The following is a 19861-nucleotide window of genomic DNA, read 5'->3' as shown; positions in this document are numbered from 1 at the left end:
AAGATCACGTCAAGCAAAAAACGTCATTCAATAAAATTATATCGTTCAATATATCAAACCACTTTCACTGTTCTCTGATCCCTGTCAAATAAAGATCCACTAGAGGATCTGCCATTGAAACAAGGTCATATCCGCCATCAGCAGATACCCAGGTGCCTATGACACCTTCTACCGCACCCGGAATAAAACGTTTCACCAGACCGACAAACAGATCCTGTCGAAAGGCTCCTTCAATCTGCCCCTGCTCAATAATATCCGACAAAAGCTCCAGATACATTTTTGATATATCTTTAATTTGAAATTGGATATCTCTGAAGTATCTGACTTCCGACTGAAAAATAATGGCCATATTTTTATCTTTTTGAAATTCATCCATATGAGATCGAATTAATTGACGCAATTTTTCCTCGGCATTTCGACCCTTTTCAACAGCAGCATTTATTTTTTTAAATACGGAATTGGTTTTAAAACTGATAAACTGATAAAGGATATCTTCCTTACTTTTAAAATACAAATATACTGTACCGTCTGCCACACCTGCCCTTGATGCGATCTGGGATATGGTTGCCTTGTAGAATCCAAATTGTGCAAATACGGCACCTGCACTGTCTAATATTTTATTGTATTTTTCCGATTTATTTTTCTGCAAGCCTGCATCACCCTTTCTTAGAAAAAATGAACAAAGACTCATCATCTAACAAAAGAGTTTTACAAATGTCAAGAAACAATAATATCATTAATTTATTTGAATAATCATAAATTTAATTTAATTTTACAGATATTTAGATATAAAATATGTATTTTTTTCAATAATTATTATGATTTTATTTTGAGCAGGCATTAATGAATATAAATTCATTATTCGATATTCCTTGATTTTAAATAATTTTCATGCAAAAAATACTTCATATTTAAAAAAAATAATCCAAAAAAAAATCAGGGAGACGGCATGACAAAACCATTAATATATTCTTCAGACTTTGAGACTGCTCTTGATCTTGGCAGACCCCCCAATATAAAAAAACTGTTTCCTAATTCCAAAGCACTTATTGTCAGTGGAAAATATATAGACCGGGCCATGTTACTCAAAAAAAACTGCATGACCATAGCTGCAAACGGCCGCAACGCTTTTGTGATCAGGGGAGCCCTTGCAGCTGCCCAACGCGCAAATGCCGCAATTATTATTGAAATTGCCAGATCAGAGGGCGGAACAGCCGCCTATTGCGCAGTTAACCTATGGAACATTGCAAGACAGACAGATGCCTTCATGAACGAACTTGGCATTACTATTCCCGTTGCCATCCATGCGGATCATTTTGGGATAAAAACAAAAGAAGACATAGAGCCTGCAAAAACTCAAATCCCTTCCCTGTTTGATGCCGGCATCACTTCCATTGCCATAGACGCCTCCCATATGCCGGATGCCCAAAATCTTCTGGCAAACATTGAATTATACCCCTTTGTGCCGGAATGGGCCGGTCTTGAGACAGAAGTCGGTGAGATAAAAGGCAAACTCGGACTTTCAACCGCCCAAGAAGCGCTCTTTCTTATTCAAGGACTTAATGCCCACAATATTTTCCCTGATTGGATCGCTTTGAACAATGGCACAACCCATGGCATTGAAGCCAGCGATACCGGTATCAATGTCGAACTTACCGCTCAAATTCATGAAGCACTTTCCAAATACAAGATTTCCGGCGCACAGCACGGCACCTCCGGCAACAATTCCGAAAGACTTCGAGATATTGCCTCAAAGACCCGTACAACCAAAGCCAACGTGGCAACCGCCCTGCAAATGATCTCCTGGGGTGTTGAGGTCAATGATTATGGAAACGCCATCCTGAACAACGGTCAGTTTATCAAACAAAAAAAACGGGGTGTTTCAGAACAGCTGTGGAAGGAAATGCAAGCCTTTGCAAACGCAAATGATATAAAAGGCGGAAACTTCAAAAAGCTGAACCTTCCCTTTGAAAACAAATTACTGGCACAGCCAAAAGAAATCCGGGACAGAATGGCAAAAGATGTCGAAGACTTTGTATTCGGTCTGTTAACCAATGTATTTAACACCACGGACACAGCCCGGATAGTGATTGATGAAATTTTAAAAAACAGATCCCATGATCCCGGTTTCAAGGCTGAAAAAATTGAACAAAAAAACAACTGGACAACAGAAAAAATAATGGAAACCGCCTCAATGATGAACACAGACAAGGGGCCTGAGGGAAATTTTGATGATTAAAAAAAATTAAAGTTTTAATTTTCTCAGACCGATAATTGTGTTCAAGGGGGAAATTAAATGCAAATACCTTCATATCAAATAAAAAATGTCCTAAAAACTTACTCACGCCAGTTGAGCCAGGGCAAAATATTGAACAAAAACAAATTCGGTGTCACCAATAAAAGTTCTGCCGACAGTGTGACCATATCCTCTGAAGGAAAAAGACAGACCATTATTGATAAAGTCGCCACAAGTATTGTAGACAAAATCATTACTGAGGGGCCTAAAGCCAAAAATGAAGAAAACATCACAAGTCAGATTGAAAAAGAATTAGGAAAAAAAATTAATTTTACAAAAAATAAAAATCAATTCACATATACCGTGATTGATGAACACAATCAAAAAGCAACCCATACCTTATCTGTTGAAGATTCAAATTTCGTTGTTAAACGAATGACGGAATTAGCTCGGGAAGTAGCAGACAGCAATATGGAATTATAAGGAGACACAAGTTATGAAAATATTAAATTCTACTCCCGGTTATATCAATAAGATGTATTCCAACAAAACCGATAAAAACATTAAAACACAAAAAAATGACGATGTAGATGCTAATAAAAATATCGACCGAATTAATTTTTCCGACCGGACTAAAAATCTTCAAAAAATGTCCAAAGCCATGGAAACTGATCCGGCAGACAGGAAAAAATATGTGTCAGATATCAAACAAAAGTTTGAAACTAATCAATACACAATTAATGCTGAAACCATTGCTGAAAAGATGGCTGGTTCACTCTTAAATGAACTCAGTTAATGGAAATATTTTCCCGGCATTTTTTTCTTCTCTTATGTATGACCCCACTGCTAAAAATCATAACCATCCTATTTAATAACACTTTCTTGATAGCATAAAAGAAACACAACCCCTGGCATACCTTTTGCAATTCTAAACTTTAAACAAAAAAAGGAGGCCATTATGACCAACGTAAATTCAATACATGAATCCGCTCAATCCCTTGCTGCTTTAAATACCAGGATTTCAAAAAGTCAAAAGACAGGCGCATTTGAAACTGCATTTACCAAAGCCCTTGATAGAACAAAGACACCTGAAATGGAACTTACGTCAACCAATGCTTTAAGGGAAATTGCATCTAAAGGTCTGGATATAATGACTTCATCCGATATAGTGTCTGGAAAAACCGACAAACTTCTGGAAATGCTTGACTCATACTCATCAAAGCTTGATGATCGGAACGTTTCCTTGAAAAATATTGCCCCGGTTCTGGAAAAAATAAAGGATCAGGCAGGCAACCTGTTAAAAGAGACGGAACGTCTGACAGATGCGGATGCCAATCTGAAAAAAATTGCAACTCAGACGATTATAACGGCACAAACAGAATACCTTAAATTTCAAAGGGGCGATTATCTGTCATAGGATTGTTTTGCCCGGTTCCAAAACAGTTCTTTTTGATTCTTTGAAAGATCTTTAAGATTGACCTGTTTCTCCTTTAACTCTTTTTCCATCAACCTGAACCGGCCTTCAAACTTTGCCGTAGAACCGGCAAGAGCAGTTTCAGGATGAAACCCTGCAACTCTTGCCACATTGACAAGAGTAAACAAAATATCGCCAAATTCCATCATTGCCTCGTTTTTACTCCCGGATCTTAAGGCTTCTTCAAACTCATTGATTTCATCTTTGGCCGCATCCAGTACTTCATGGATATTATCCCAGTCAAATCCTTCTTTTACAGCACATTTGGACACTTTCAAGGCACGAATCAACGATGGCATCCCTTTGGGAACCGAATCCAGCACCGATGCTCTTATCTGTCCATTTTCTTCATGCTCAAGAGCTTTGATTGATTCCCACTGTTGATTCAACTCTTGTTCATTTGATATACTGGCATCTTCGTATACATGGGGATGACGGCGGATCATCTTTTTTGAGACCTTGTCCACCACTTCTGAAAACGTAAAAGCCTGTTTTTCCTGAAAAATCTCCAAAACAAATATCAATTGAAACAGAACATCCCCCAATTCCTCGCATATATTTTGCATGTCTTGTTTTGCAATTGCCTCTTCCAGTTCATATAATTCTTCTGCAAGGCATTTCCACATGGTTTCAGGGGTTTGTTTTTGATCCCACGCACACCCGTTTTTGCTTCTTAATGTTCGGATAATGTTAAACAGTGCATCTATCGTTTCCAAATCTTAAAGAATTCCTTCCAACTTTTTTAAAAAATCTTTTCTGGTATTTTGGGATAAAAACACAGTCATGGTTTTAGATACTTGTGCAACATAAGGAGAAAATTTTGAGCCGGCCAAAAAGCTTGAATCCTTTGGCAAAAATGTTGTGATCATAATAAAAAGAACCGATACAATCAAAATCCCTTTGGCAGCCCCAAAAACAAGACCAAAGGTTCTGTCTATCCACCCTAAAAAAACAAGATTCAGAAATTTCCGGATCAATACCGAAGCAATACTGACGGCGATTAAAACAGCACAAAACAAAAGAAAAAAAACCGCAATATTTCTGATTCCTGGATTTTCAATCCATGATTCGGCATAAGGGGTTATCAAGGGATAGTATGTATAGGCACCATAAAACCCTGCGGCAACACCGATGATTCCGGAAACCTCTCCGATCAATCCTCTGAAAAGCCCCCTTATCAGACAAAATGAAACAATCACAATCACGGCAATATCAAAAGCGTTCATATTTCCCCTTTTCCCCTGATTAAATGAGCCTTTTCAATAACAATTAAGTCGTTTTTGAGTCAAGATTTTTATTGACCTTTAACCAAATAAATTGCACCCTATAGGGCATGAAAAATATAACCTTTAAAAATCTTGCTCTCACCCGCGAACTTTTCGGACACCATAACCATAACCTGAATAAAATTTGCCAGGCATTTAAGGTTGAAATACATACCCGGGGCAACGCCATACTGGTTGACGGCAATCCCCAGGATGTCAATCTTGCTGAAAAACTGATCAACCAAATATATCAGCTTTTAGAAGATAACTTCACCTTTGAGGAAGCTGATATTGATGCAGCCATTAATACCATAAAAAAAAACAACAACTCCCATTTAAAAAAAATTTTCCTGACAACAGTCTTTAAAACGATCAAAAACAAAGCCATTACTCCTCGAAATCCTTCCCAGCAAAAGTATGTCGAGGCTGTCAATAAAAATGACATTGTTATTTCCATCGGCCCGGCCGGGACAGGCAAAACCTACCTTGCCATGGCCATGGCAATGGCGGCATTTTCAAAAGGGGAAGTCAAAAAAATCATATTGACGCGACCGGCTGTAGAAGCCGGCGAAGCCCTGGGATTTTTGCCCGGAGACATGGCCCAGAAAATCAACCCCTACCTTAGGCCGCTGTATGACGCCCTGTATGACATGATGGAATTTGAAAAAGCAAAAGCACTCATTGAACAGGATACCATTGAAATAGCCCCCCTTGCATTCATGCGGGGCAGAACATTAAACAATGCCTTTATTATTCTGGATGAAGCACAGAATACCACATCCGAACAAATGAAAATGTTTTTAACACGAATCGGATATGGATCAAAAGCTATTGTAACAGGTGATATCACCCAGGTCGACCTTCCATCCGGTAAAAAATCCGGTCTGATTGAAGCAAACAAGATCCTGACCAATATAAACGGAATTGAATTTATATATTTTTCAAAGCATGACGTTGTCCGGCATAAACTTGTATCAAATATTATAGACGCCTATGAAAAAAAGCAAAAACGAAAATAAGATCAGGCAGGCAAAAAAATTCCTTTTGACCAAACCTTCCATATTGTGGATTTTGCTGATTGTTTTCACAATTGTCTTTACCATTACCATAACCCATTACCCGAGACAAAATAAAATATCCCATTTTTATACAATCGGTGATGTGGCAAAAAGGGACATCAAAGCGCCCAAAAACTTCTTTATTGAAGACAAGGAAGCCACCAATCTTAAAAAAAATGAGGTCAAAGAATCCGTTAAAAATGTATATGACTTTGATGCTGATCTAATAGAAAAGATCTCTTCAAATATTGATTCAGCAATGAAAATTCCCCAGGAATTGTTCAAGAAAGCAGACCAGCAAAACCTTGAACCTGCTCCTACATTTGAAATTGTACTGGATACACAACCTGAATTTGAAGAAAAACTGGGTATTGAAGTCAGCAAAGGTGCCTATTCTATCTTATATAAACACCAATTCGCCCCTGATATTTCCCTGAAGATTAAAGCCATTATTAAAATCATTCTTAAAAACGGGGTTGTGGCAAACAAGGAAATATTACTCAAAGAAGTCCACAAAGGAATTATTCTTCGAAGCATCGGCTCCAAAAAAGAGCGAACGGTCAATAATTTAAAAATTTTTTACGGTCCTGATCAGGCTAAAACCATGGTTCGAATCGAGGGGCAACCCATATTAAAAGATATCAACTATAATCTTTCCAACCTGATCGTTGATCTTTGCCAGAGATTGCTGCAACCAAATATTACCTTGAATAAAAATGAAACCGAAAAAAGAATACGAAATACCGAGGATCAAATCAAACCGATCCTCTATAAGATCAAAGCCGGTGAAATGATTTTAAGGGAAGGCGAACGTGTTGATAAAGTTCATTTGGTAAAACTTCTTGCCCTCAAAGAACAGATAGAAGAAAAGGATATTTTTATTTCAAGTACGGGAATTGCATTAATCACTTTTTTTTCCATCCTGGTTATCTATACTCTGTTTTTAAAAGACCACAAAAAATTAAAAACAGATCATAACAGACACATTTTTTTCCTGATATTGGGACTTGTCCTGTATCTTACCTTTGCCAAATTTTCAACCCAAATTGCCCAGTCTGCCAATCCTGAAATTCCATGGGATATCTCTTCCATGTCATTTTTCATGATTCTTCCCATACCGGCAGCGGCCATGTTGACCTGCCTGTTCCTTGGTTTTGATATTGCCGTTATTTTTACAGTTATTCTTTCTTTGCTCACAAGTCTTGTTTTTTCAGGAAGCTTTGAGGTTTTTATATTTTTCTTTTTATCCAGCATTACTGCTGCCTGGTGGATCAAGGAAAAACAGGAAAGAAAAAATTTCATTATGGCCGGTTTCAAGCTTGCCGTGTTCAATGCAGTCCTGGCCCTTTCCCTTGGGTTCTATTCTCTTGCCCGCCCCGATGTTGTTATTATTACAAAAGAAATGATGCTGGCCTTTTGCGGAGGTCTTTTTTCAGCTACTTTTACCGTCGGGTTCACCCCTTTGATTGAGATTCTTTTTGATTATACAACAGACTCAAAATTCCTGGAATTTTCAAACCTGGACAGACCCCTGATCAAAAAGCTGATGATTGAAGCACCCGGCACATATAATCACAGCATCATTGTTGCCACACTTGCGGAAGCCGCAGCATCGGCGATTGATGCAGGCACGCTTAAAGCGAAAGTAATGGGGTATTATCATGATATCGGAAAACTGGATAAGACATTATATTTTATTGAGAATCAGGCAGACGGTAAAAACAGGCATGATAAACTATCGCCTTCCATGTCAGCACTTGTTTTAATCGGTCATGTCAAAAAAGGTGTTGAACTTGCAAAAAAATATAAATTAGGCAATGAAATCATTGAAGGAATTATTCAGCATCACGGCACATCCCTGATCAAATATTTTTATCAAAAAAGTTTAAATAGCGGTAATGATACTGTAAAAGAAGAAGATTTCAGATATCCCGGCCCAAAACCCCAGACCAGGGAAGCCGGGATTGTCATGCTGGCCGATGTTGTGGAAGCTGCCGTCAGGGCACTGGAACGCCCAACGCCTGCAAGAATCCAGGGAAGGGTCAAAGAACTGATTAATGATATTTTTGCAGACGGACAATTAGAAGAATGCGAACTGACCTTAAAAGATCTGCACCAGATTGCAAAAAGCTTTAATAATATTTTAACAAGTATTTATCACAGCCGTATAGAATACCCGGACAAAGCCCAGGAAAAGAAAAATGAAAAAAACGGATCACCTAAAGATACTGATCGACAATCAGCAAAAAAAGAAAATACCAACGGACACCATCCGCCAAAAGACAAAACAGATCTTAAGCGCCTTGGGTTGTGATGCCCATGAAATATCCATTGTAATTACGGATGATAACCAAATTCAACAGCTCAACAAAACCTATAGAAGCATTGACAAACCCACAAACGTCCTGGCTTTTCCCATGCAGGAAGGCCGGTTTGCAGATATAACACCCGGCCTTTTAGGGGATGTTGTCATCTCTTGTAAAACAGCTCAAAAAGAGGCGGATATGTCTGATATAACTCTTTTGGAAAGAATGTCCCAGCTTTTGATCCACGGAATTCTTCATTTAATGGGCTTTGATCATGAAACAAGCCCGGCAGATTCAAAAAAAATGGAAGACAAAAGCCTTGAACTGTTAAGAGAGATTGAGACAAATAAAAATTTAAATGCTTTTTAAACAACTGCCATGGGCAGATCTTGTATTTCCTTTAGATTTGCCCACAACAAAATTAAAAGTCACTGTATTAATTTTTTAAAATTTTCATAAAAAATGGAGGAGCAGAACAAATGGCCCAACTTGCTGTAAATGTAGATCATGTGGCGACCTTGAGAAATGCCCGGGGAGTTACATTTCCTGAACCAATTGCCGCTGCTGTTGCTGCCGAGACAGCAGGGGCTGACGGAATAGTTGTTCATTTAAGAGAAGATCGGCGACATATCAACGAAAGAGATGTCAGGCTGCTGAGAAAAATCGTACAATCAAAACTCATACTGGAAATGGGTGCTACCAGTGAAATGCTGGGGATCGCACTTGATGTCAAGCCTGACTGTATTACCCTTGTCCCTGAAAAAAGAGAAGAACTCACCACCGAGGGGGGGCTGGACCTTATCACCCATGAAAACAATATAAGGCAAGCCATAGCAACCTTGAAAAATGCAGGTATTGCCGTATGCATTTTTATCGACCCGGATCTTGACCAGATCAAACTTGCACATAAAATTGATGCTGACATGATCGAAATCCATACAGGTGCTTTTTGCGATGCCACAAACGATGCCCGAAAGCAAAGTGAATTTTCAAGAATCGTTGATGCTGCAAAAATAGGAAACAAGTTAAAACTTGAAGTAAACGCCGGCCACGGAATCGGATACAATACCATCCAAGCCTTTAAAGGACTGAGCGAAATCAGTGAATTCAGCATCGGACACAGTATTGTTGCAAGAGCCATCCTGACAGGAATGGACCAGGCTGTCAGGGACATGAAGCAATTAATTGGGGCGCTTTGAAAATTTTTAAAATTATGATACGTTGAAAAGTTATCAACATAAAAACTCTTAAATTTTAAAAAGCAACAATGACTGATCAAAAAACGATATTAATAATTGACGATGAAATAACCATTAGAGATAGTCTGAAATCTTTTTTTGAAGATGAGGACTATCTTGTCTTTTCTGCAGAAAATGGTGAAAGCGGCCTGGATATTTTTTTCAATAAACAGATTGATATTGTTATCACTGACTTAAGGATGCCTGGAATGGATGGCATTGAAGTCATGAAAACAATTCACAAATCAAAACCGGATACGCCATTGATCGTGATATCCGGGGCCGGGAAAAAAGAAGATATTATCAAGGCTCTGCGCATGGGGGCCAAAGATTATATTACAAAACCCGTTGAAGATCTTGACATGATAAGCCATACTGTTAAGCAGGTTCTTGAAAACAAAAGGTTGTTTGAAGAAAACAAGCGATATCGAAAGCAGCTTGAAAAAAGTGAACACCAGTACAGAACCATTACGGAAAATATTGTTGAGGGTGTTTTCACAGTGGATGAACATGAAAACTTTACCTATACCAACCAGGCATTTTGCATCATGACAGGGTATTCAAGTGATGAAATACTGAAAAAAAACATCAAAGATCTCTCTGATGAAGACGGTTTTAAGATTATTCAACGACAAACCCAGAACAGAAAAACTGGATTAAGCAGCAGGTATGAGATACAAATATTTGATAAAAGCAACCATCCTGTTCATGTGGAACTGGCCTGCAGCCCTATTTGGAGTGATACAAACATATACAAAGGGTCTATCTCAGTTGTCCGGGATATCACAAAAATCATTGAGCTTAGAAAAAAATTCCAGAGATTTCTCTTGCAAAAAGATTCAAAATCAAAGGATATTCTACCTATCTGTGCAAATTGCAAAAGCATCAAAATAGAAAAAAACAATTGGGTGCAGGTTGAAGATTATTTTTCAACCATTGTGTTTTCCCACGGGATATGCCCTGCATGCTGTGAAAAATTATATCCTGGATTTGACTTCTCAGCCTTGGATAAGAACGAGAATGACCTCTAAAAGCCCTGTGCAAACAACATATTAAACAATCCACACCAACAACAAAAGTCGGCAAATATTTGGGCTAAACATACTATTACGCTTGCAGACAAACTCTCTTGTGCTTACCTGCAAAAACAGATATGGCCCAGCCAAAGACCGAGCCATACCTCTATCAATTTATTTTAACAATACCAGACTACATAAATTTGGCATTAATCAAAAGATGAACCAGTATACTTGCAACATAGCCAAGCGCTATAACCGGAACCCACTTAAAATGGGCGCCAAAGGTATAAACCCCCCTGGCGGTTCCCATCAGGGCAACGCCTGCCGCAGAACCTATGGAGAGAAGACTTCCGCCCACACCGGCTGTCAGGGTAACCAGCAACCACTGGCCGTGGGACATGACAGGATCCATCTTGAGAACGGCAAACATGACCGGAATATTATCAACAATGGCGGATAAAACCCCCACAAGGGAATTTGCCACTGTGGGTCCAAGGTCACCGTACATGAAGTTGGATACCAGACTAAGATAACCAAACTGGCCAAGGCCTCCGACACAAAGGGTTACCCCGTAAAAAAACAGCAGAGTGTCCCATTCCGCCCTGGAAATTCTTTCCATGATATCAAAATACTTCTTTTTCTCCTGGACATTTTTCATATCCTCGATGGTTTCGATAACACCCACCAACTTGCCTGTTTTATCCTTAAGAGGTGCTGACGTAAAATAACGCCATCTGCCCCCTTCTCCAATGGAAGGATCAAAATCAGACACTTCATAAGCAGATTCAAGAAAATTATTGAGCATGTTTTTGCCATGATAAAACTTGTCAATCAACTTCTTTGAATCGCCTTCCAGAACCATGTCGGCAAGAAGGGGTCTTTCTTTTGGATAAAAAGGCTTCCACTGATCCTTAGTACCGATCTTATCTTTGGCCAAAACACCGGTCAACTTCTCCATGGCCGTATTCCAATGGGTGATCACATGCTCTTTGTTAAGAATAAAAGCGGGAGTGGGAAGATCATTGACCAGCCCGGTGATCTCATCATGTGTTTTGCCTTGAAGAGCCGAAAGAGCAGTCGTAGCTGAACTCTTCTGTCTTGAGCCCAAGATATTATCATAAAAGAGCATCCGCCCCTCTTTGCGCTTGATGTGGTAACTGAAAAAACCAAGATACCCAAGCCCAAGCATCATACCTGCTGCAGGGGGGAGTTGAAGAAAATTATGAAAGCTGACGGCCGTAATAATGGTCAAAAGAAAAAGAGCCATAACAACCTTGGCACCGTATTTCATCTCAACCTTCTCATCCAGTTTTTTGGGAGAAGTCTTGGCAACGGCAAAATTCATACAGATAGCAGGCACAAGCCAGTTGACCAGGGAGGGAACAAAGATATGAAAAAATTCAGTAAAAGCCACCTTGCCATTCTGCCACACCATCAAGGTTGTGATATCCCCAAATGGAGAAAATGCACCCCCTGCATTGGCTGCGATAACGATATTGACGCAGGCCAGGGCGACAAATTTTTTATCATCACCGCCAACAGACATGATGACCGCACCCATGAGAAGGGCTGTGGTAAGGTTATCTGCCACCGGTGAAATGACAAAAGACAAAAGACCGGTAATCCAGAACAAAACCCTAAGAGAAAATCCCTTTGAAACCAGCCAGGCCCTCAGGGCCTGAAATACATTTCGCTCTTCCATGGAGTTGATATAGGTCATGGCAGCGAGCAGAAACAAAAACAATTCCGCATACTCAAGCAGGCTTTCTTTAATGGCTACATGGGCTGTATGTGTATCCCCGACGCTCATATAGGCAAATGCGACCAGTACCCAGATAAAACCGGCGGCAAGAAGTACGGGTTTGCTCTTGCGAAGGTGAATGGTATTCTCAAGGGGCACTAATGCATATGCCGCCACAAAAAGGCCGATACCCAGGTAGCCATATGTGGTTTTTGTAAAATCTATTAATTCCGAATGACCGGTATCTCCACCCGATGCCCAAACCAAAACCGGGGCAGCCAACAGGGCAAGCAATGCCAAAAACAATTTCTTCATTTCATAATTCCTTTTCAATTCCAGCACCCCATATTAAGCCTTCAGGGTCAAGCCGTCAGGGGGTCAAACCATAAGAAAAATGACCTCCTAATTCTATAATTAGGTCATGCCAAATCCTGAAAGCAAATCCAAGGCGCTGATAAAAATTTAATATAAAAACACCGCCTTTGAATAATAGATCTTTTACAAAAAAGCAATTTTTAATTTTACCTGATTGTCTTAAATTAAAGATTATTTCCTGAAACAAAAAAAATCACAATAATTGAAATAATCCATCAAAAAAATCTTGACAACACAAACAAAAGGCGCTATTCCTGAGTAAATACTCAGTTTATCTGAGTGAATACTCAATATGGGATATGTGCAATGAAACGCAAACAGGCAATTTTAGAAACTGCAACAATTTTATTTTCTCGAAATGGATACAGAGAGACTTCAACTGCAGAGTTGTCTAAAATTATTGGCATTGCTGAGGGGACTATTTTTTATCATTTCAAAAACAAAGAAACGTTGTTTCTGTCGGTGCTTGAACATACCCGGGAAATGATTCTTGAGGAATTTGAAAACTATATGGAAAAACAGCAGTTCAAAAACGGAATGAATATGATTGAAAGTTCGATTGCATTCCACCTTTATCTGGCCGGAAAAATGGAAAATCAGTTTCTTTTGCTGCATCGTTATTATCCGTATCAGATGGCTCAAGAGTTTCCGGAGTGTCGCCGGAATTTAGAAGCAATTTATGATTGTCTGGTAAGCATATACGAAAATGCCATAGAAACCGGACAAAAAGACGGATCAATTGATTTTATGCCTTCACGAAAAACAGCATTAATCATTTTTTCCATGGTGGATGGAGTGGTAAGGTTCAAAACTTATAATTTATATGATGCCAGTGCTTTGTTCAATGATATGATCATTGCCTGTAAAAAAATATTAAAATCAAACAACTTAAACATGGAAGGTATAGACTGATGCTTACCAAATTTTTTCCTTTTTTGGAGTGGTTTAAAGATTATACAATAGGAAAATTTCGAATTGATTTCCTGGCTGGATTAACGGTTGCTTTGGTGTTAATCCCCCAATCTATGGCTTATGCCCAACTGGCCGGATTACCAGCATATTATGGACTTTATGCAGCCTTTTTACCCCCCATGATGGCATCTTTGTTCGGATCAAGCAGGCAGCTTGCAACCGGACCTGTAGCCGTCGTCTCCCTCATGACCGCAGCATCCTTAGAACCCCTTGCCACGGCAGGCAGTGAAGCGTTCATTGCGTATGCCATAATGCTGGCACTGACCGTGGGAATTTTTCAATTTTTATTGGGTGTATTAAGATTGGGATTGATTGTAAATTTTCTTTCTCATCCTGTTGTAAACGGTTTTACAAATGCTGCTGCGATTATAATTGCTTCATCCCAGTTGTCAAAAATGTTTGGAGTATATGTTGATAAAGCAAATCACCATTATGAAACCATTTACAGGGTTATCGTGGCTGCAATGGATTTTACACATCTGCCAACGCTTTTTATAGGTCTTTTGTCGATTGGTATCATGATAGGACTTAAGCGATTAAATCCTAAAATCCCTTATGTCCTTGCAGCCGTAGTAACAACCACCTTGATTTCATGGTCAACCGGGTTTGAGCATAATGTCAAAGTGCCCATTGAACAAATTGAGGCGACTGATATTCGTCATCAAATTAAAAATTTTAATGCAACATTAATGTCAATAGAAGAATTAAGCAAAAACAGGGCAATTGCAACATCAAAACTTGATTCAATGCACTCAGACAAAGGAAAATCTTTAAATTTATTAGAAGAAAACTTTGAAATCAACTTGATGACATCAAAAATAAACCAGTTTAAAGAACAGGCTGGCCAACTTCGATCAAATTTGAGAAAGGTTAAATTTACAGCAGTAAAAACGCCTTCGGGTCAGGATTTATTTTATCCTGCTTCAAAATCTTTTAATCCTGTTGAATCAGACGGTCGTGTTTATCATATTAAAATCGGGAACAAACCAATTGATACGGAAAAGCTGTCGTTAATGGGAGGAGGTGCAGTCGTCGGAAATATTCCAAAGGGACTTCCCTCACTGAGCATACCCCAACTGAACTTCTCTGTTTTTATCCAGCTTTTTCCCTTTGCCGTAATAATTTCTCTTCTGGGCTTTATGGAAGCCATTGCCATTGCAAAAGCAATGGCAGCCAAAACCGGGCAGCGGTTAGATCCGAACCAGGAATTGATTGGTCAGGGGATATCCAACATGATTGGGGCCATTGGAAAGAGCTACCCTGTTTCAGGATCATTTTCCAGAAGCGCGGTCAATTTACAGGCAGGTGCTTTAACAGGTTTATCCAGTGTTATTACAAGTTTAATTGTCATTATAACCCTTTTGTTTTTCACACCCCTTTTATACCATCTGCCCCAGGCGGTTCTGGCATCCGTAATCATGATGGCGGTTATCGGACTTGTAAACATATCAGGATTTGTTCATGCCTGGCGCGCTCAATGGTATGACGGACTTATTTCGGTTATCACTTTTATTGCAACACTTTTGCTTGCTCCACATCTTGAAAAAGGCATCTATATCGGAGTTGCACTCTCCTTGGGAGTATTCTTATACAAAAGTATGCGCCCAAAAGTTTCCTATTTATCAAGGGCGGAAGACAAGGCATTAAGATGTTCAGAAACGAATCAATTAATGACCTGTAAACACATTGACCTGATACGTTTTGAGGGCCCACTTTTTTTTGCAAATGCGAGCTATCTGGAAGATGAGATTAATGACAGAATAAACAAAAACCCTGAATTGCGCCATATCATTATCGCAGCCAATGGAATAAACGATATGGATGCATCCGGGGAAGAAATGCTGGCAGTGATAGTTCAATGGTTGCGCAGTGCCGGGTATGGCATTTCTCTGAGTGGTGTTAATGAATCCGTCTATAAGGTTATGAAACGCACTCATCTTCTTGAAGAGATAGGTGAGCATAACATTTATCCAACCATGGAAAAAGCCATTGCAAAAGTTCATCAACACACACATGAGGGCGCTTCAGAAAAAAAATGCCCCCTGTTGACGACCTGTTTAAGACAGGGTCTATAAATCAATAGAATAAAAAGGAGACTTTCCATGTCGGCCATGACATTTTTAAGCGGAACATTTTGCGGGAAAGAAATAATTATTGAAAAAATTTTAAAAAAAAGCAGTTATAATATTCTATCAGACCAGGATTTGATTGATCGCGCAAGTCAGCTTTCAGGTATCCCGGGACAAAAAATTAACAATGTTTTTTTTAACAAAACCTCTGTATTTAACAGGTTCACCCATGAAAAGGAACGCTCTTTAGCTTATTTAAGATTAGCATTGGCACAGGCTTTATCAGGCAATAATTTTTTAATTGACGGGTTTGCAGGTGTTTTAATTCCACATTCAGTAAGTCATGTGCTTAGAATTTGTTTGATTGCAGATATGAAACACAGAATTGCACAGGCAATGAAAGAAAAAAGGATGAGTGAAAAAGAGGCTTGCGCTCATATCCAAAAAGATGACGAAGTCTTTCGTGTATGGATAGACAGTCTTTATAAAATGAGTGACCCCTGGGATACATCGCTTTATGACATCATAATCCCCACAGATAAAATGACCGACAAAGAAATTATCTCATTGATAGACAGCAACTTGAAAAGTGAGGTCATCCAGCCCACAAAGGCATCAATGAAAGCAGCAGAAGATTTTTTACAGGCTGCCCATGTGGAAGTTGCCTTATCAAATGAAGGACATGCGGTTGATGTCAGTGTGCGGGATGGACATGTCACCTTAACAATACATACAAATGTTTTATTGTTGAGCCGGCTTGAAGAAGAATTAAAATCAATTGCCGGCAAGGTTGAAGGGGTTAATACGGTGGAGACTCGAATCGGCAAAGGTTTTTATAAGGCTGACATTTACCGGAAATATGATTTTCAAGTTCCTTCAAAGGTTTTACTGGTGGACGATGAACGTGAATTTGTTCAAACACTTTCAGAACGTTTGCAAATGCGTGATATGGGATCGGCCGTTGCTTACGACGGTGAATCGGCATTAAATCTTGTTGCTGAAGACGAACCTGATGTGATGATTTTAGACTTAAAAATGCCGGGCATAGATGGTATCGAAGTGCTGAAAAAAGTAAAAACGACCCAGCCTGATATAGAGGTAATCATATTAACAGGTCATGGGTCTGAAGCAGACAAAGAAATCTGCATGCAGCTCGGTGCTTATGCATACTTTCAAAAACCTGTGGATATTGACCTGCTAAGCCAGGCATTAAAAGCTGCAAACAAAAAAATTCAAGACGCAAAAAAACAAAAATCCTAATCAGCTGAAAAGGATAAACCTGGTGGCAAGACAGAAAAAAAACAGTGTTCCCATTTCTTCTGGAAAAATTTTACCTTATTTAACAGGAGAACTTTTTAATTTTCGACTCATCTGGCTTCTTTCTTTTCTTCTTACCTCCGGGTTTGCAATCATACCTGTGTGTTTTTTTGCGGCTATCGACTACAACCTTACTCACCGGTCAATGGGACAGGAGGCCGTTGCAACAACCTCTCGACTGGCCTCAAATACCTGGCGATCCGTTTCTTTTTTCCTTAATGAACGGAAAAATGCATTAAACTATGTTGTGAAGGATAATTCGTTTGAAGTATTAACAACTCCTGAACGATTATCAGAAATCTTAATAAATCTGAACAAAAGCTTTAGTGGCTTTGTTGACATAGGCGTTATTGATGCAAAGGGGAATCAGAAGACATATGTTGGACCATATGGCCTGGAAGGGAAAAATTACAGCCGGCAACCCTGGTTTAAAAAAGTCATGGAACACGGAACCTTTATCAGTGAAGTGTTTTTAGGTTATAGACAAGTACCTCACCTTTCTATTGCCATCAAACATGAATTGCCGGATAAAAAATTCTATATATTACGGGCAACCATTGAGGACCAGTTAACACAAATTTTATCACAGGTAAAAACCATAGATTCCGGTGATACATTTTTGATCAATAAAAACGGGGTTCTGCAAACCAGTTCCAGACTCTATGGCGATGTGCTGAAAAAAACGCCCATAAGGGTTCCCTCTCAGACGGATGAAACCAGTATAATTGAAAACCCAGGAAAAACTTTTGGAAAGGATTCCATTATTGCCTACAGATACATACCCAATACCCCGTTCATACTGATGGTAGTCAAAAACAAAAAAAAATTTATGGCCACCTGGCAACAGAGCCGGACAGACCTTATTAAATATCTGTCTGTCAGTATAACGGTTATTCTGCTATGGATCTGGGGCATTACAACATACCTGGTTAACCGTTTGAAAATTATTGACAGAAGACGGGTAAAATATTTTCACATGGCGGAATATGCAAACAAAATGGCATCTATCGGCAGGCTTGCCGCAGGTGTGGCACATGAAATCAATAATCCCCTGGCCATAATCAATGAAAAAGGAGGCCTGATAAAGGACCTGTTCCGTTTTAAAAAAGCTTACCAAAATGACCCAAGGCTCATTGAAATTATTGACACGATATTAAATTCCGTTGAACGGTGCAGCCGGATAACACATCAATTGCTGAGTTTTGGCCGCCATATGGAGATCAAACTGCAAACCATCAACTTAAAATCCGTACTGGACGAAGTGCTGATCTTTCTGACAAAAGAAGCGGAATTCAGAGGTATTCAGGTTTTAATCAACATATCTGAAACAATACCTGAATTTATATGTGACCGCGGAAAATTACAGCAGATCTTACTGAACATTATAAACAATGCATTTTCAGCAATGGATCCTGAAGGATGTTTGAAAATAACAGCAAATGAGACTTCAAAAAATATGATAAAAATGGATATTGAAGACAATGGTTGTGGGATTTCCAAGGAGAACCTGAAGGATATATTTGAACCATTTTTTTCCACCAAAACGTCCGAGGGTGGAACCGGACTTGGATTATCCATCACATATGGATTGGTACAGGAACTCGGTGGACGTATCGAGGTGGAAAGTGTTATTAATGATGGAACAAAATTTTCAATTTTTTTACCAATGATGGTTAAGAAAAAGGAATAATAACATGCGCGTAATCTTGGTTGATGATGAAAAGGAACTGGTATCAACACTTGCAGAGCGATTGGGTTACCGGGGAATCGAAGCCGATTGGGCAATAACGCCTGATGATGCAATTGTCATGACGCAAAAAAAAACCTATGATATTGCTGTACTGGATGTAAAAATGCCAGGGATAGATGGTTTTGAACTCAAAAGAAAACTGCAGGAGTATTCACCAAAATTGAAATATATTTTCATGACCGGCCATGGTTCGGAAGAATGTTATGACATCGGGTGTACGGAAACCGGAGAGGAATTTTATCTGGTAAAACCGGTTCAAATCGACCAGCTTGTTGAAAAAATGGATAAAGTATTAGCTCAAAAAGGAAAATCATGAATACTGAATCATGGGACATTATCAATCAGGGAGGATTGCGTTATTTCGGTGATATGACGGCATCCATATCCCATGAAATAAAAAATTGTCTTGCAATAATGAATGAAAATGCAGGGTTACTTCAGGATTTATTGGCAGCCGTACAAACAGGAAGACAGCTTGACCTGAATCAAATTGATCAAATTTCCAATAGAATTACAAAACAAATTTACCGGATTGATGATATCACCAAAAGAATGAATGTATTCTCACATAGTGTTGATTTACCGGAAAAAACAATTGATGTTGGGGAGGTTCTCAATTTAGCTGTTTTGCTTGGCTCACGAATTGCTTCTAATCGAATGATAGAAATCAAGCTGATTCTCCCCAAACATAAAATTTTTCTTTCCACACAGTTTTTCTTTTTGCTCCACCTTGTGTGGCTAATTATGGATTCGACAATGACAGCTGTAGGGCCTGACAAAACAATGGAAATAAAACCCGTTGATCAAATTTCCGAATTAAAAATCAGCTTTTGTTCTCAGGGCAATATCAAAAAAGGATTTGAAAGCATACTATGTTCACAAGCCGCCCAAAAAACAATGAAAACACTTTCAGCCCAACTAATTTTCAGCGAAACAGACAATGAGATAATATTAAAAGTTGCCAAAAAGACGCAGGGATAAATATCATTTATGAAAGTCACTGTTTGGTTTTTTAAAAACTTTCATACATAAAAAACAAAA

General features: G+C 39.0%; 19 protein-coding genes. 15 read left to right on the top strand and 4 right to left on the bottom strand.

What is annotated here, in order from left to right; all coding sequences use genetic code 11:
* Positions 1-64 precede the first annotated feature (64 nt).
* Positions 65-649 (bottom strand): TetR/AcrR family transcriptional regulator, encoded by a 585-nt coding sequence (locus BLT94_RS00175; protein WP_175530217.1) that lies wholly within the window; start codon positions 647-649, stop codon positions 65-67.
* Between the two features lie 300 nt (positions 650-949).
* Between BLT94_RS00175 and BLT94_RS00170 the strand changes: the two genes are divergently transcribed.
* From BLT94_RS00170 to BLT94_RS00155, 4 genes are all read left to right on the top strand, one after another.
* The gene (locus BLT94_RS00170; protein WP_092229329.1) at positions 950-2239 is read left to right on the top strand and encodes a class II fructose-bisphosphate aldolase; all 1290 of its coding nucleotides are present in this window, start codon (positions 950-952) and stop codon (positions 2237-2239) included.
* A 57-nt stretch (positions 2240-2296) separates the two neighbouring features.
* Positions 2297-2719, top strand: coding sequence for a DVU0524 family FlgM-associated protein (locus tag BLT94_RS00165; RefSeq protein WP_092229327.1), 423 nt, complete (start codon positions 2297-2299; stop codon positions 2717-2719).
* Positions 2720-2732: 13 nt separating this feature from the next.
* Positions 2733-3032, top strand: coding sequence for a flagellar biosynthesis anti-sigma factor FlgM (locus tag BLT94_RS00160; protein WP_092229325.1), 300 nt, complete (start codon positions 2733-2735; stop codon positions 3030-3032).
* A 162-nt stretch (positions 3033-3194) separates the two neighbouring features.
* A complete protein-coding gene (locus tag BLT94_RS00155; protein ID WP_092229324.1) occupies positions 3195-3653 on the top strand; it encodes a hypothetical protein in 459 nt (152 codons plus the stop codon).
* Here BLT94_RS00155 and mazG read toward each other — a convergent pair.
* Together mazG and BLT94_RS00145 are read right to left on the bottom strand one after the other, a co-directional pair.
* Entirely contained in the window at positions 3641-4426 is a 786-nt protein-coding gene (gene mazG, locus BLT94_RS00150) for a nucleoside triphosphate pyrophosphohydrolase (protein ID WP_092229322.1), read from the bottom strand. The two genes, BLT94_RS00155 and mazG, sit on opposite strands and share 13 nt — an antisense overlap.
* A gap of 3 nt (positions 4427-4429) precedes the next feature.
* A complete protein-coding gene (locus BLT94_RS00145; RefSeq protein WP_092229320.1) occupies positions 4430-4936 on the bottom strand; it encodes a CvpA family protein in 507 nt (168 codons plus the stop codon).
* A 107-nt stretch (positions 4937-5043) separates the two neighbouring features.
* Here BLT94_RS00145 and BLT94_RS00140 point away from each other — a divergent pair, with 107 nt between their 5' ends.
* The 5 genes from BLT94_RS00140 (at position 5044) to BLT94_RS00120 (ending at position 10608) form a co-directional block, all read left to right on the top strand.
* A complete protein-coding gene (locus BLT94_RS00140) occupies positions 5044-5994 on the top strand; it encodes a PhoH family protein (RefSeq protein WP_092229318.1) in 951 nt (316 codons plus the stop codon).
* Complete coding sequence (locus BLT94_RS00135; RefSeq protein WP_092229316.1) at positions 5969-8347, top strand: HD family phosphohydrolase; 2379 nt, start codon at positions 5969-5971, stop codon at positions 8345-8347. The genes BLT94_RS00140 and BLT94_RS00135 overlap by 26 nt, the downstream gene beginning before the upstream one ends.
* The gene (ybeY, locus tag BLT94_RS00130) at positions 8235-8708 is read left to right on the top strand and encodes an rRNA maturation RNase YbeY (RefSeq protein ID WP_083863481.1); all 474 of its coding nucleotides are present in this window, start codon (positions 8235-8237) and stop codon (positions 8706-8708) included. The genes BLT94_RS00135 and ybeY overlap by 113 nt, the downstream gene beginning before the upstream one ends.
* A gap of 110 nt (positions 8709-8818) precedes the next feature.
* A complete protein-coding gene (locus BLT94_RS00125) occupies positions 8819-9538 on the top strand; it encodes a pyridoxine 5'-phosphate synthase (protein WP_092229314.1) in 720 nt (239 codons plus the stop codon).
* Between the two features lie 68 nt (positions 9539-9606).
* Positions 9607-10608 carry a response regulator gene (locus BLT94_RS00120; RefSeq protein WP_092229312.1) on the top strand — a complete coding sequence of 334 codons (1002 nt, stop codon included), beginning with the start codon at positions 9607-9609 and terminating at the stop codon, positions 10606-10608.
* 178 nt (positions 10609-10786) lie between these two features.
* On the opposite strand, the gene nhaD is transcribed toward BLT94_RS00120, so the two are convergent.
* Positions 10787-12652: a sodium:proton antiporter NhaD gene (gene nhaD / locus BLT94_RS00115; RefSeq protein ID WP_217641213.1), complete on the bottom strand. Its 1866-nt coding sequence runs from the start codon at positions 12650-12652 to the stop codon at positions 10787-10789.
* 366 nt (positions 12653-13018) lie between these two features.
* On the opposite strand from nhaD, the gene BLT94_RS00110 reads away from it, so the two are divergent.
* Genes BLT94_RS00110 through BLT94_RS00085 form a run of 6 tightly spaced genes read left to right on the top strand, consistent with a single transcriptional unit; the run spans position 13019 to position 19801 of the window.
* Positions 13019-13624, top strand: coding sequence for a TetR/AcrR family transcriptional regulator (locus tag BLT94_RS00110; RefSeq protein ID WP_014956627.1), 606 nt, complete (start codon positions 13019-13021; stop codon positions 13622-13624).
* On the top strand, positions 13624-15759 hold the full coding sequence (locus tag BLT94_RS00105) for a SulP family inorganic anion transporter (RefSeq protein ID WP_092229310.1): 2136 nt from the start codon (positions 13624-13626) through the stop codon (positions 15757-15759). The genes BLT94_RS00110 and BLT94_RS00105 overlap by 1 nt, the downstream gene beginning before the upstream one ends.
* Before the next feature lie 27 nt (positions 15760-15786).
* Positions 15787-17013, top strand: coding sequence for a response regulator (locus BLT94_RS00100; RefSeq protein WP_092229308.1), 1227 nt, complete (start codon positions 15787-15789; stop codon positions 17011-17013).
* Between the two features lie 22 nt (positions 17014-17035).
* Positions 17036-18760, top strand: coding sequence for a sensor histidine kinase (locus BLT94_RS00095; RefSeq protein WP_092229306.1), 1725 nt, complete (start codon positions 17036-17038; stop codon positions 18758-18760).
* 4 nt (positions 18761-18764) lie between these two features.
* Positions 18765-19136 carry a response regulator gene (locus BLT94_RS00090; RefSeq protein WP_092229304.1) on the top strand — a complete coding sequence of 124 codons (372 nt, stop codon included), beginning with the start codon at positions 18765-18767 and terminating at the stop codon, positions 19134-19136.
* Entirely contained in the window at positions 19133-19801 is a 669-nt protein-coding gene (locus tag BLT94_RS00085; protein WP_014956622.1) for a sensor histidine kinase, read from the top strand. Before BLT94_RS00090 ends, BLT94_RS00085 begins: the two co-directional genes overlap by 4 nt.
* Positions 19802-19861 lie beyond the last annotated feature (60 nt).

Source organism: Desulfobacula phenolica (assembly GCF_900105645.1).
Classification (GTDB): Bacteria; Desulfobacterota; Desulfobacteria; order Desulfobacterales; family Desulfobacteraceae; genus Desulfobacula; species Desulfobacula toluolica.
Note: the sequence above shows the minus strand (reverse complement) of the source record. Positions and strands in the feature narration are given on the sequence as shown.